Source organism: Eubacterium sp. F2, assembly GCF_046244355.1.
Classification (GTDB): Bacteria; Bacillota; Clostridia; order Peptostreptococcales; family Anaerovoracaceae; genus Aminicella.
On the sequence record NZ_CP176393.1, the window covers coordinates 925,709 to 939,413 of the forward strand.

Consider the following 13,705-nt stretch of genomic DNA (forward strand, 5'->3'; position numbering starts at 1 on the left):
AGATCACAAGTCGCATAAGCGATTTTTGCGAATATTTCACGTATGCTCTCGGTTTGGGGGTATACTTTCGCAAGTTTTTATAATACAATATACGGAGAACATTAAGTACATGGGGGTTAATATGTTAGATTTGGATTTACAGAGCCACAAGCCGCTTCGTGAGATTGTCTATGAACAATTGAAAATGCAGATTCTTGAGGGCAAAATCGAACCGGGAACAAGAATGATGGAAGTAAATCTTGCTGATGAGATGGGCGTCAGCCGTACTCCGGTAAGAGAGGCAATTCGTAAGCTCGAGAAAGACGGACTGGTCGTAATCGAGCCGAGAAGAGGCGCATATGCTTCCGAGATTTCCGTAAAAGACATCGTAGATACACTGGTTGTACGTGAAGAACTGGAAGGACTGGCAGCAGCGCTGACTGCGCAGAACATGACACAGGAAATCGCCGATCAGCTCCGCGGAACTGCAGATGCCTATGAAAAGGCGGTCCGTATGGGTGATACTCAGAACATCATCGAGCATGATGAGGAGTTCCATAGAGTGATCACAGAGCACAGCGATAACAAGTCTCTGATCCAGATCTACGGTTCCATTCAGAAGCTCGCGCTGAGATTCCGCTATTTCTATTATGATGATTTCTCCAGATATCAGGATATGCCGAGAGCACACTACCATATCGTAGAAGCACTGGAGAGCGGAGATGCCGAAAAGGCACGCCAGGCAGCAAGAAGACATGCCAGCGACCTGAAGGAATTCGTCATCCGCGAAGGAAAGACCGCCTTCAAGAGCCACAAGTCTCAGCTGAAGTAAATTTTTGCTGTTCATCTCATCAGATGTGGTTCCTGACCGGCAGTTTAGCGGACGAAGGCGGGAGATAACCGCCGCGCAGCCCGTCAGACACGCAGCATTGTGCGGATTACCGGGATTCCGGACGAGCCGGCGGGAAGGCAGCGCGCAGAAGCGGATTATAACTGAAGAATGAAGAAAGCGGATTTCAGAGCGCCGTGCGGCGTTTCTGAGGTCCGCTTTCTTATGCGCTCCAGTATCTGTGCGGGTTATGCGAGATGGAATACCGGGACGGCTGCGCGGAAATGGAAAGGCCGGTGACTGAAGTTCCCTGCTTAACTTCAGTCACCGGCCTCCGTGCATATCGAATTCGGCCTTCATCTGCTTCAACGATCTGAACCAGCCATCGGATTTCGACTGCTTCGTTCCGGCCGTTTATTACAAGCATGTCTACCCCAGTGTCGTGGTCAGTGTGACGGATTTTCCGTCTCTGGCGACGATGACCTTGATCTTGTCGCCGGATTTATTTTTTTTCAGTACGGACTTAAGTTTGTCGTAGCTGCGGATGACTGTTCCGTCTGCGGAGATGATGCGGTCGCTGACTTTGAATCCGGCTCTCTTCGCATTGCTGCTGGTAACGGAGGCGACGTAAACGCCGGCGCCGTCCAGTCCGTTCTGTTTTGCTTCGGACGCACTTAGCTGGACAACGGAAATTCCGATGGTCGGCGTGCTGCTGGTGCTTGTTCCGTTTGCGCCCTTGTGGGTCTTGATCAGAGTTTTTGCGACTTTTGCCGCGCGGTTGATCGGAATGGCAAATCCGAGGCCTTCGACATCAGAACCGGTGGATTTTGCGACAACAATGCCGATCAGGTTGCCGGAAGAATTGAACAGTGCTCCGCCGGAGTTGCCCGGGTTGATGGAGGCATCGGTCTGCAGCAGGTTCATCTTCTTTCCGTCGATGTTCAGGTTTCTGTTCAGCGCGCTGATGATTCCTGTTGTTGCGGTGTTGCTCAGCTCTCCCAGCGGATTTCCGATGGCGACGACACTGTCGCCGACGGACAGTTTGGAACTGTCTCCATAGGTCGCAGGAGTCAGGCCGACTGCGTTGATCTTCAGGACAGCGATATCATTGTCGGAATCTGCGCCGACAACCTTCGCCGTATAGGATTTTTTATTCCGCAGCGTGACTTTGATCTTGCTTGCTCCTTCAATGACGTGGTTGCAGGTCATGATATATCCGTTTGACTGGATGATGACTCCGCTTCCGGCACCTTCAGTAACGTAGTTCTGCGCCCATCCGTCTGTGGAAACGGAGGAAGTCGTAATGGAAACCACGCTGTCCTGCGTTTTCTCGATAATACTCTTATAGGAAAGCGTTTCCGTGGACTTTGCCAGTTTATAGTGGGTGGCGCTGTTATCGCCGCCGTAAATGGTCTTGTTATAGAGCATGATGCCGCCGAAGGTCAGTGCGGAGGTCAGTACCATGCACAGGATCAGAAGCAGAATCAGTGTACGTCTGGTGATGTAAAGCGGTCTGCCTGCTGCAGCGGAACGTTTTCCGCCGCCATGACCGAATCCGTTTCCGCCGTTTCCGCCGCCGTAGTAATTTCCGGAAGAATATCCGCCGGAATAGTCCTGCCCGCTGGTATAACTGCTGCTGTAGTCCGTATAGCCTGTTCCGTTTCCGGTCATGCCTGAGGGGCGGTCATCCTGCTGATACTGACCGAATCCGTCATCAAACTGCATTCCGGTATAGCCCCGGCTTTCGTTCTGCGGGGAATCCTGAGATCCTCCTGCAGTATAAGAAGAACGATATCCGTAATCGGAAGAATAGCCGGTGTTTGCGGCGTTATTCCCGGAGCTTCCGGCGTTCATGGAAGAATTTCCGAGGCCGCTGCTTTCTGTGGAATCGTTTCCGCTGCGGTAAGACTGTCCGTAAGCATCATCATTTCCCGATGCCTGCCAGGGGTCCGGCCGGCTGTTTTCCCGTTTTCCGGAATCGGAACTGCCAGATGCTCCGGAGGAGCGCCATGCGGCTGCCTCCTGGCCGGTTGGATTTTGTCCCTCTGAAGCGGGATCAACGTGACGCCAGCTGATATCGCCCGAGGCCGTGCGGCCGCCGGAATTGTCGGATGAACTGCCCGGATTCTGGTTTCTGAAATCGTTAAAATCATTATCCATGTTTCAATAACTCCTTTATGATGAATTTATTCTTGCGTTCGGAAGGCTGAACTGCCGGCGGCGGGATGGCCTTGGGCGATTCCGAATCCCGAAGGAGAATTTTTCTGCATACAGTCAGTATAATCAATGTATATGTTTTTTCTGTGTTCAAAAATTGGAAGAGCTATGTTAATATATTACATTAGCAGGTTGTTTATCCGCTGAATTTCAGCCGTTTCAGCATGCAGGACAGCGGCGGGGACACTGGCCGCGGCAGGAGGTGTGCGTGAAAGGGCTGAAGATGCATTCAGAGAAGAAAGGATGCGTAAACGTGAAAGACAGAAATGTAGAAGTGAAAATTACGGGAAAGCAGTTCGCCGGAACCGAGGCAGAGGATGTCGTCGAGTTTGTGACCGAAGGCAGTCTCCGCGCGGACGATGAGGGAGTCACCCTCACGTATCCGGAGAGTGAGCTGTCCGGTTTCCCGGGAAGCATAACGACGCTGCAGATCCGGGAGGATTCCATTCACATGCAGCGCAGAGATGAAGAGGGGAAAGTAAAAACCGAGATGCACTTTAAGCAGGGCGAACGCATGGACAGTCCGTATGAGACCCCTTACGGCACGATGAAGCTGGAGGTTCTGACGGACCGTGTAGACGCAGACCTGACCGATGAGGGAACAGGCAGTATTGAGGTTATCTACCTGGTCAGCCTGGAAGGCATCGCGGAAGGAAAGAACGCTCTTCATATTGATATTCAGGAGGTGCAGAATGAACGAGAAGCATAGACTGGCAGCGAAGATCATCGTGATCGCAATCTGCCTCAGCATGGTTGGAACTACAGTAATCTGGGCCATTCAGACATGGGTATAGGCGATAAGAAAACAAGAGAAAACAAGGCCGGAAGAGGGGCAGAATCTGCGGAACAGATCCGGAGGGCTTTCTCCTGGCAGTATCAGGTCGTTGCGGAAGGTGCGGTGGCAGGAGCTGCAGGAGGCGCGGTGGTTTCGGTTCTCCGTCTGCTGATGCATCAGGCGGAGCATTACCGGGATACGTTGATTCAGGCGGCAAAAACCAGCCCGCAAGAGCTTGTCCTGGCACTGGTTCTCCTGGCCCTGTGCTGTGCCGCAGCCTGTATTTCCGTCAGACTGGTGCCGCTGGCTTCGGGCTCCGGAATTCCGCAGGTAAAAGGTGAGATGCAGGGGCAGATTGATGAGCCGTGGCTTTCTGTGATCTTCAGCAAGCTAGCGGGAACGGTCGCCGGAATCGGAGCCGGACTGTCCATGGGAAATGAAGGACCGAGCGTGCAGATCGGCGCGATGGCGGGAAAAGGCACTGCGCGGCTGCTGGGACGTCCGGTCACGGAAGAGTGGATCCTGATGAGTGCCGGTGTCGGCGCGGGACTTTCCTGTGCGTTTAACGCTCCGCTCGCGGCGGTGATGTTCGTCCTGGAGGATATTCACAACAACCTGAATAAAGAGGTTATCCTGACCACGATGGCCGCCGTGGTGACATCGGATTTTGTGTCCTATCAGATTTTCGGCCTGCATCCGGTGGTGATCATTCCGGGTTCACGGGCGCTGCCGCTGAAGTATTACTGGCTGCTTCTGGTTCTTGGTGTGATTCTGGGCGCATTCGGTGTGTTCTTCAATAAATTTACTGATGTCATGCAGAACGTGTATCAGCATATTTCTAATAAGACAGTAAGGATCGTTGTTCCGTTTCTTCTGGTTATTCCGATTGCCTTCCTCAGGCCGGATGCTCTGGGGACCGGGTATGATCTGATCGAGGCATCTGCGGCCGGGAAATACATGGCTGCAGGAATGGCGGTCCTGATCCTCCTGAAATTCTTCTATTCCATGTGCTGCACGACATGCGGCACGCCGGGAGGGATTTTCCTCCCACTCCTGGTTGTCGGAGCACTGACGGGAGGACTATTCCTGAGGCTGTACTGCGGCCTGACCGGAGAAGAAGATGTCTACCTGACGAATTTTGTTTTGTACGGAATGGTCGGATATTTCGCGGCGGTGATCCGTGCGCCGATTACCGGAGTTCTGCTGGTTACAGAGATGACCGGAAACTTTATGAATTTCCTGTCCCTGACCATCGTGGCTCTGACTGCGTATATTGCCGCGCAGGCTATGCATGGAGAACCGATCTACGATCAGCTCCTGCACCGGATGCTCCGCACCAGAAATGAAAACCTGGATTCCGGAAGCAGACACCGCGCGCCGAAAGTCATCCTGGACAGTGACGTGCATATGGGAAGTCTGATGGACGGACAGCCGATCAGCAGAATGCATCTGCCTAAGGGCAGTCTGGTGGTAGCCATCCTTCATCAGGGAAATGAAATTGTGCCGGGCGGAAGCACTGTCCTCCATGCGGGAGACCAGCTTTCTGTTTTGTGTTCCGCGAAAAGTTCAATTCAGGTGGATGAACTGCTGGAAGAACAGTGCAGAACCACGCTGGGAGACTGGCAGAATGAAGACACCGCACATCCGGAACAGTGATGTGAACAGGGCTCTGCCCCCCGGTTTAAACGATTTTTATCACGCATTTCGTACATACTGACGAGATGCGTTTTTTTATGCGGCGAACAGCGGGAAAATCATCGCACAGGGGAAATATACAATTTTCAGAAGATTCCCCGTGGAACTGAATTTTGGTGAATGGTATTGAAGAATCCAGAATGCTGATATAAAATATCGATAAGCGAAGTTGTACATGAAAGACCGCAGAAACGGTCAGATTCACGAATTTTTATCTCAAGTGCAGGCCGCAGTGTCTGCATCTGTTGTTTTCAGATCCGATTCTATCTTTGATTCAGAGAAAAGATGATTTAAACATCAGAGGATATTGAGCAATGTATAAAACCGTGTGCAGATGCACGGAATGATGTATGTTTTCAGGATGTATGTATGGTATATGAGGAGGCGGGACATCCGCGCCGCAGGTAGTATGGAAGAAAATGTAAAAAAAGAGAGTGTAAACGAAGAAATGGTACAGGAGGCCGCTGAAACGGCAGCAGCAGAAACTCCTGAGCCAGAAACAGAAGAAAAGCCGAAGACGCGGCGCCGCACGACGGAGAAGGCGGCAGAGGACGCAGAGGCAGAAGCGGAAGAAAAACCGAAGACACGGCGCCGCACGACGAAGAAGGCGGCCGAGGACGCGGAGGCAGAAGCGGAAGAAAAACCGAAGACACGGCGCCGCACGACGAAGAAGGCGTCAGAGGACGCGGAGACAGAAGCGGAAGAAAAGCCGAGGACACGGCGCCGCACGACGAAGAAGGCGTCAGAGGACGCGGAGGCAGAAGCGGAAGAAAAACCGAAGGCGCGGCGCCGTACGACGAAGAAGGCATCAGAGGACGCGGAGGCAGAAGCGGAAGAAAAGCCGAAGACGCGGCGCCGCACGACGAAGAAAGCGGCAGAGGACACGGAGGCAGAAGCGGAAGAAAAGCCGAAGACGCGGCGCCGCACGACGAAGAAAGCGGCAGAGGACGCGGAGACAGAAGCGGAAGAAAAGCCGAGGACACGGCGCCGCACGACGAAGAAAGCGGCAGAGGACGCGGAGGCAGAAGCGGAAGAAAAGCCGAAGACACGGCGCCGCACGACGAAGAAAGCGGCAGAGGACGCGGAGGCAGAAGCGGAAGAAAAGCCGAAGACACGGCGCCGCACGACAAAGAAAGCAGCAGAGGATGCAGATGCAGAAGCCGGGACGGAAGACAGCAGTCATGAAAGCGTGCAGGAAAGCATGAGGATCGGCAGCCATACTGTCGTCGCTTCCGGAATCACGCTGGCCGCTTCTGATGAAAGGCCGGAAAAAACGGACAATACCATGAGCATTGATCCGGATAAAGAAGAACAAAACAGCATGGACAGGCGTGCAGAACGCAGGAAACGCAGTGTCCGCGCTGCCGCGCGCCACGTCCGCAGAGCTGGAGATGGTCAGAAAGCAGAGGAGAGTTATTCCTCGGACACAGGCAGTCATGCGGAAAACAGCGGTGAGGGCCTGGTCTATTCTTCCTTCCCGCTGAATGAGAAAGATCCGCATGCAGAACCGTCAGAGACAGAACATACCGGTTCACATCATGGATACGCTGCGCGTGAAGAAGGATCAGAAAACCATGAACATGAGCACCGCGAACACAGAGGGCAGGAAAATTCCGGAGAGCACGAGCACCAGCACGGACGGAGAGAACACCGCGAATATTCCCCGGAAGAACGTCCGGAAGTAACCGGAATCCTGGATATCGTGGACGGCGGATTTGGATTCCTGCGTTTTGACAATTTCATGTCCAGTGATCAGGATATTTACGTTTCACCGACACAGATCAGAAGATTTAATCTGAAAACCGGAGACGAGATTTACGGAATCAGCAGAAGACCGGGACAAAATGAAAAGTTCGGTGCGCTGCTGTATGTAAAGACGGTAAACGGAGATGACCCGGGAACGGCGATTCACCGTCCGCAGTTTGAGTCTCTGACGCCGATTTTCCCAGATGAAAGACTCCGGCTGGAGGGCGTGACAAACGATCTGTCCGTCCGTCTGATCGACCTGGTTGCACCGATCGGCAAAGGGCAGAGGGGCATGATCGTCGCGCCGCCGAAGGCAGGAAAGACGACCCTGATGAAGAGCATTGCCCGGAGCATTGAGGAAAATTATCCGGATATCAACCTCTTCGTCCTGCTTGTCGACGAACGTCCGGAAGAAGTCACGGACATGAAGCGTACACTGAAACATGGACAGGTCATTTATTCCACCTTTGATGAGATGCCGCAGCATCACGTGAAAGCCGCGGAAATGATGCTGGCCAGAGCCAAGCGCCTGGCGGAGCACGGAAAAGACGTCATGATCCTGCTGGACAGTCTGACGCGCCTGACCAGAGCCTACAACCTGGTTGTTCCGGCTTCCGGAAGAACACTTTCCGGAGGTATTGATCCGGGTGCTTTCTACGGACCGAAGCGTTTCTTCGGTGCCGCGAGAAATATTGAAAACGGCGGAAGCATCACAATCCTGGCAACGGCGCTGGTTGACACGGGAAGCCGCATGGATGATGTCATCTATGAGGAATTCAAGGGTACAGGAAACATGGAACTTCACCTCGACCGGAAACTGTCAGAGAAGAGAATCTTCCCGGCTATTGATATCTATAAATCTGGAACACGGCGTGAGGAACTGCTCATGAGCCAGGAAGAGCTTGAAGCCGTATGGCTGATGCGCAGAGCCATGTCCAGCCGTTCGACACAGGATGTCACAGAAGAAGTCATCGATAATCTCGCGCATACGAGAAATAATAAGGACTTCATTGAAATTATCCGCAAGGTATTTTATCAGGAGCAGAGATGAATCTGAAAAAGATATTTTTAAAGCAGGCCTGCCCGACCTCCATCGGAGGCCAGGCCATTATGGAAGGCGTGATGATGCAGGGGCCTTACCGCACGGCTGCGGCCGTCCGCCTTCCGGATCAGCGTATCTACATGAAAACCTGGAATCTGAACCAGAAGAAAGCCTGGCGCAGGATTCCCTTTATCCGGGGAATCATCAGTTTCTTCGGCTCGCTGGTTTTCGGAATGAAAATCATGACCTTTTCTGCAGATGTCGCGGAATATTTTGCTGAGGATGAAGAAATGCCGGAGAGTTCTCAGGAATCCGGCGCTGAAGAAGAAGGCGGGCCGGTGTATTCCTGGCTGTTGGAACATCTGGGAGAGCAGGGCGTGTGGAATCTGATGATGGCGGTATCACTGATTCTGGCATTTGCGTTTGCACTTCTGGTGTTTGCCGTTCTTCCGACTGCGGCGGTCAGCCTGCTGAAACCCTTTGTGCACAGTGCAGTCGGGCTGAATCTGATTGAAGGCCTTCTGCGTATCGCCATGTTTGTCCTGTATATCGCAGTGATCAGCAGGATGAAGGATATCCGGCGCGTGTTTGAGTATCACGGCGCCGAGCATAAGACGATTCACTGCTTTGAAAATAATCTGGAGCTGAAGCCGGAAAACGCACGGCAGTTTTACACCCTGCATCCGCGCTGCGGAACAAGCTTTCTGATGTTTGTCATGGTGGTCAGTCTGGTGCTGTTTTCCCTGCTCGGCTGGCCTTCCCTTGCCTGGCGTATTTTGTCCCGGATCCTGCTGATGCCGGTGGTGGCCGGGTTTTCCTATGAGCTGCTGAAATGGGCGGGAAAATCTTCTAATCCGCTGGTGGAGGCGCTCAGCATACCGGGTCTGCTGCTGCAGAAACTGACGACCAGGGAACCGGACGACAGTCAGGTGGAAATTGCCATGACGGTCATGAAGGCAGTGCTGAAGCCGGAAAGTGATCCGGAAATTGAGGGAATCTGCAATGCGGACGCAGAACTGCTGGAGGCCATGCATATCGACCGGGATGCAGAGAAAGACAGCATTGAGGGAGAAACGCCGGCAGGAGAGCATATAGAATCGTAAAGAAGGGTTTTGTTAATGAGTATGAGAGTAAAAGAACTGCTGGAAATCGGAGAAAAGCAGCTGAGGGAATGTGAAGTAGAAGATGCGGCAATTGATAATAAATTGCTTTACTGCTATTTAATGCATGTGCCGACTTCCCGGCTGATTCTGGAATATCAGCATATTCTGCATGATGAACAGTGCGATGCGTATTTTCATCTGCTGGACCGGCGCTGCGCGGGCGAGCCGCTGCAGTACATCACCGGAATGCAGGAGTTCATGGGGCTGCCGTTTGCTGTCAATCCGAGCGTTCTGATCCCGCGTCAGGACACCGAGATTCTGGCGGAAAACGGGATTTCTGTGATTAAAGAGAATAAACTGAACGGGGAGGAGCTTCCGCTGAAGAAAAAGCGCAGCTGGGAGATCCTGGATCTGTGCACGGGCAGCGGCGCGATCGGAATTTCTGTTGCGAAACTGGCCGGTCAGGCGAATCTGAAGCTGGTCTGCACGGATATCAGTGAGGACGCACTTGCTGTCGCGAGAGAAAACGCGCGCAGAAATCACGTGCAGGCGGAATTCCAGCAGGGCGATCTGTTTGCGCCCTTCAGAAAACGCTTCCACCGCAGACGCTTTGATCTGATCTTTTCCAACCCGCCCTATATCCGTTCCGCGATTATTCCCACGCTCCAGAGAGAAATCACAGAGCACGAGCCGATGCTGGCCCTGGACGGCGGCGAGGACGGCATGTCCTTCTACCGGCGGATTGCCGCAGAAGCACCGGAGTATCTGAAAAAACAGGGAATCCTGATGATGGAGATCGGCTTTGACCAGCTGGATGACGTCACATCCCTGCTGGAAGAGACCGGGCGCTATGAAAACATCCGCGGCCTGAAAGACCTGGCAGGAAGAGATCGTGTCGTATTTGCCAGTTTGAAGGGAGATAGGTAATTCATGAATAATCAGGATAAGCTGAAAGAGATTCTTCACCGGATCGACAGACGCGGCTATCCGGCATATAAAGAGACGCGGGGAGCATATGACTTCGGCGCGTACATTCTGAGGATCGTCCATGTGCAGGGCGATCCTTTTGCCGCTCCGTCCTATCTGGAAATCGTGGTAAAGCCGGAAACTGCAGATTTTCCGTGTGAGACATACGAGCGGAAATACCGCCGCACCGCGCTGGAAGACGCACTGCTGAGGCGCTTCTCCCGCGCGGCAGGGTCCATGTCCGGCCATTCCGGATCCGGAAAGAGCGGCATGGTGTCCTGTATGCGCTGTGGACAGGAAATTCTGGAGCGGAGCGCCTGCACCGTCGGAAATGACGGCAGCGTAACCGTCCGTTTTACGGCCGGCTTTCCGGCCAGAGGAAGGACCATCCAGTCCGGCCCGCTGATCCGCCTCCTCTTTCAGGAACTGCCCGGCGCCGTCGATCAGACGCTGCGCTGTGCATCCTTTGACGAAAAGAAAATGACAAGGGTCATGGACCTGGCTGATGACCGGCAGTACATTCACGACCAGCTCGGGCCTCTGGGCCTGACCGCCTTTATCGCAGACGGCAGCATTCTGGCGAGAGCCTCCGGAATCTCTCAGAAACCGATGAAAGGCGCGGTTCCGATGCAGGCTCCGGATTCTCTTGCAGTTGAGCTGACACTTCCGCACCGCGGAAAAATCCGCGGCATGGGAATCCGCAGGGGCATCACCCTGATCTGCGGAGGCGGATATCATGGAAAGTCAACCTTCCTGAAGGCTCTGGAACAGGGGATCTACCCGCATATTGAAGGCGACGGAAGAGAACTCGTCGTGACGGAGGATACGGCGGTCAAGCTCCGGGCAGAAGACGGACGGAGCATCTGCTGTACGGATATTTCCATGTTCATCGGCAGTCTTCCGGACGGAAGAGACACCAGAAGCTTTTCAACGGCAGACGCCAGCGGAAGCACGTCGCAGGCGGCTTCCGCAGCCGAGGCCATCGAAGCCGGCGCGCATACTTTCCTGATTGATGAAGATACCAGCGCCACCAATTTCATGGTCCGGGATGAACTGATGCAGAGAGTGATTCACCGGGACCAGGAACCGATCACGCCATATATCGAGCGGATCCGCCAGCTCTATGACAGCCTGGAAATTTCTACCGTGATCGTTGCCGGAAGTTCCGGCGCCTTTTTCCACGCAGCGGATACGGTTATTCAGATGGACCGTTATGTGCCGTACGATATCACAGAGAAGGCAAAAGCTGCAGCGGCGGAAGAGAAGAAGCCGCGCATCGCGGAGGAGCCGCTGGATCCGCCGTCTTTTTCACGGATTCCGGAAAGAAGAAACGATCTCCGCCACAGAGGACGGATAAAGATCCGGACAAACGGACTGGATGGATTCAGTCTGAACCATGACACGGTGGATCTGCGTTATCTGGAGCAGCTTGCGGATTCCGGGCAGGTCACCGCGCTCGGCCACATGACGGCGCAGCTGCTTGAAAAAGGTTTTGACGGGCGCCATACGCTGCAGGAAGTCCTGCATGCCTTTGGAAAACGACTGGAAAAGGAAGGGTTTTCTGCCTTCTGTCAGGAAGTCCCGGGCGATCTGGCGATGCCGAGAATGCAGGAAATCTACGCCTGTCTGAACCGCTGCCGGCTGCTGAATATCCGGTAATTCTCTTGCCTGTCAATTTTTGTCAAAGATACATCTTGACGAAGAGGGAGAAATCGTGATATCATTGATAAGCTGTTTATAGTAAAGCAAAATTACTGCTGGGGCACAGCCTCACAGAGAAAGAGGGGAATAAGCATGAAGGAAGGAATCCATCCTAAGTATGTGGACTGTAAAGTAACTTGCGCATGCGGAAATACATTTATGACCAAGTCGACCAAACCGGAAATGAGACTTGATGTGTGCTCAGCGTGTCATCCGTTCTTTACAGGACAGCAGAAGTTCGCTAACCGTGGCGGACGTGTCGAGAAGTTTAAGCAGAAATACGGCCTTAAGTAATCGACCTGCAAACGTAAGATCAGCCGGAAGTTTCTTCCGGCTTTTTTCATAGTTTAAAAGAAGATAAGGCGGATCCGCTGCTGCGCGGCGGCAGAAAATCTGCTTGCGAATATATGTTGACGCCGCCTGTTTTATGGTATAATATTGCGGCATTGGAAAAGATAAACAGGAAATCCCCTCCGCGCCGGGAATGGCACTGGAGAACGGGAATGCAAAGGCAGAGGAGAAAAGATGGCAGAGAATAAGTTGGGATACAAGCTCAGAGTTTTCAAGAACGCGAGCTTCGCTAAATTCAATGATGTAGTGAACACCGCTCATGAGCGCTCCGGCTTCAGCAAAGCACGCTGCGTGAGAGAGATTCTTCACTGCATGCGCAAGTTTGACGCTGGATATTATGATTACATCATTTTCCAGTTCTATAATCTGACAGATGCGCAGAGAGATACTTATCTGACTCGTTTCAGAAGCAAGAAGCTGATCTCTCAGTATAACGATGAGAGCTACGCACATATTTTCGATAACAAAGATGAGTTTAACAAGGTGTTCAAGGACTATATCGGAAGAGAGTCTATCGACATGCTTGAGGCTTCTCGTGATGAGGTTATCGATTTCTATAAACGCAAGAAGGATCAGAAGCAGAAGATCTTCGCAAAAATGCGTGACCTGACATGCGGAAGAGGAGCAGAACTCCTTGACCCGGATAATTTTGACGATGAAGAGGCTTTCTATGAGTACGTAAAGGCGAAGGGCTTCGGTACTCTGGAGGACTGCATTGTCAACCATCCGAAGCTGGCGGAGGTATATCCGTATTCCGTCAACTGCATGCGTATGATTACACTGATCGGCGATGACGGAAAGCCGCATCTGATCTATGCGGTTCAGAAGTTCGGAAATAATAAGAGAGTCGTTGATAACTACGGTGTTCACGGCCCTGTTGACCTGGAGGACGGAACCTTCCTGTATCCGGCTCATCCGGGAGAGACGACTTCCGACAAGCTGTATGAATATCATCCGTTCACCGGACATAAGCTGGTCGGCTTCCAGACTCCATATTTCAAGGAAGCCAAGCAGATGGTTCTGGAGGCAGCTATGGTTGTTCCGCAGATGCGTTATATCGGCTGGGACGTTGCGATCACCCCGACCGGTCCGGCGATCATCGAGGGAAACAACTACTGTGCGCATGACTTCTGGCAGCTGCCGGGTCAGACACCGAACGGAATCGGAATTATTCCTACACTGAAGAAGATTGTTCCGAGCTTCCAGTACTAGCGAATTGAATATGCCATCATGAACACGGTGCAGAGAACAGGTCTGCGCGCAGGCGGGAGAGAATTTCAGCGGTCTGAGATTTTGTCCTG

The 13,705-nt window shown here is 52.8% G+C and carries 10 protein-coding genes; 9 read left to right on the forward strand and 1 reads right to left on the reverse strand.

The annotated features are described in order from the left end of the window. The first annotated feature begins 121 nt into the window (after positions 1–121). Positions 122–811: a GntR family transcriptional regulator gene (locus ACI77B_RS03825; RefSeq protein WP_409337450.1), complete on the forward strand. Its 690-nt coding sequence runs from the start codon at positions 122–124 to the stop codon at positions 809–811. A gap of 426 nt (positions 812–1,237) precedes the next feature. Here the strand turns inward: ACI77B_RS03825 and ACI77B_RS03830 are convergent, their stop codons facing one another. Further along, positions 1,238–2,968, reverse strand: coding sequence for a S1C family serine protease (locus tag ACI77B_RS03830; RefSeq protein WP_409337451.1), 1,731 nt, complete (start codon positions 2,966–2,968; stop codon positions 1,238–1,240). Between the two features lie 265 nt (positions 2,969–3,233). Here ACI77B_RS03830 and ACI77B_RS03835 point away from each other — a divergent pair, with 265 nt between their 5' ends. The 8 genes from ACI77B_RS03835 to ACI77B_RS03870 all read left to right on the forward strand — a co-directional run bounded on the left by ACI77B_RS03835 (position 3,234) and on the right by ACI77B_RS03870 (position 13,616). Then, positions 3,234–3,734: a DUF1934 domain-containing protein gene (locus tag ACI77B_RS03835; protein ID WP_409337452.1), complete on the forward strand. Its 501-nt coding sequence runs from the start codon at positions 3,234–3,236 to the stop codon at positions 3,732–3,734. Between the two features lie 75 nt (positions 3,735–3,809). Then, positions 3,810–5,456: a ClC family H(+)/Cl(-) exchange transporter gene (locus ACI77B_RS03840; RefSeq protein WP_409337453.1), complete on the forward strand. Its 1,647-nt coding sequence runs from the start codon at positions 3,810–3,812 to the stop codon at positions 5,454–5,456. Between the two features lie 448 nt (positions 5,457–5,904). Continuing rightward, positions 5,905–8,292: a transcription termination factor Rho gene (gene rho, locus ACI77B_RS03845; RefSeq protein ID WP_409337454.1), complete on the forward strand. Its 2,388-nt coding sequence runs from the start codon at positions 5,905–5,907 to the stop codon at positions 8,290–8,292. After that, positions 8,289–9,386: a DUF1385 domain-containing protein gene (locus ACI77B_RS03850; protein ID WP_409337455.1), complete on the forward strand. Its 1,098-nt coding sequence runs from the start codon at positions 8,289–8,291 to the stop codon at positions 9,384–9,386. Before rho ends, ACI77B_RS03850 begins: the two co-directional genes overlap by 4 nt. A 15-nt stretch (positions 9,387–9,401) precedes the next feature. Next, on the forward strand, positions 9,402–10,313 hold the full coding sequence (gene prmC / locus ACI77B_RS03855; RefSeq protein WP_409337456.1) for a peptide chain release factor N(5)-glutamine methyltransferase: 912 nt from the start codon (positions 9,402–9,404) through the stop codon (positions 10,311–10,313). Between the two features lie 3 nt (positions 10,314–10,316). Further along, positions 10,317–12,011, forward strand: a complete 1,695-nt coding sequence (locus ACI77B_RS03860; RefSeq protein WP_409337457.1) for a P-loop domain-containing protein — start codon at positions 10,317–10,319, stop codon at positions 12,009–12,011. A gap of 135 nt (positions 12,012–12,146) precedes the next feature. Further along, the gene (rpmE, locus tag ACI77B_RS03865; RefSeq protein WP_178262998.1) at positions 12,147–12,347 is read left to right on the forward strand and encodes a 50S ribosomal protein L31; all 201 of its coding nucleotides are present in this window, start codon (positions 12,147–12,149) and stop codon (positions 12,345–12,347) included. 231 nt (positions 12,348–12,578) lie between these two features. After that, entirely contained in the window at positions 12,579–13,616 is a 1,038-nt protein-coding gene (locus ACI77B_RS03870) for a sugar-transfer associated ATP-grasp domain-containing protein (protein ID WP_409337458.1), read from the forward strand. The last annotated feature ends 89 nt before the right edge of the window (positions 13,617–13,705 follow it).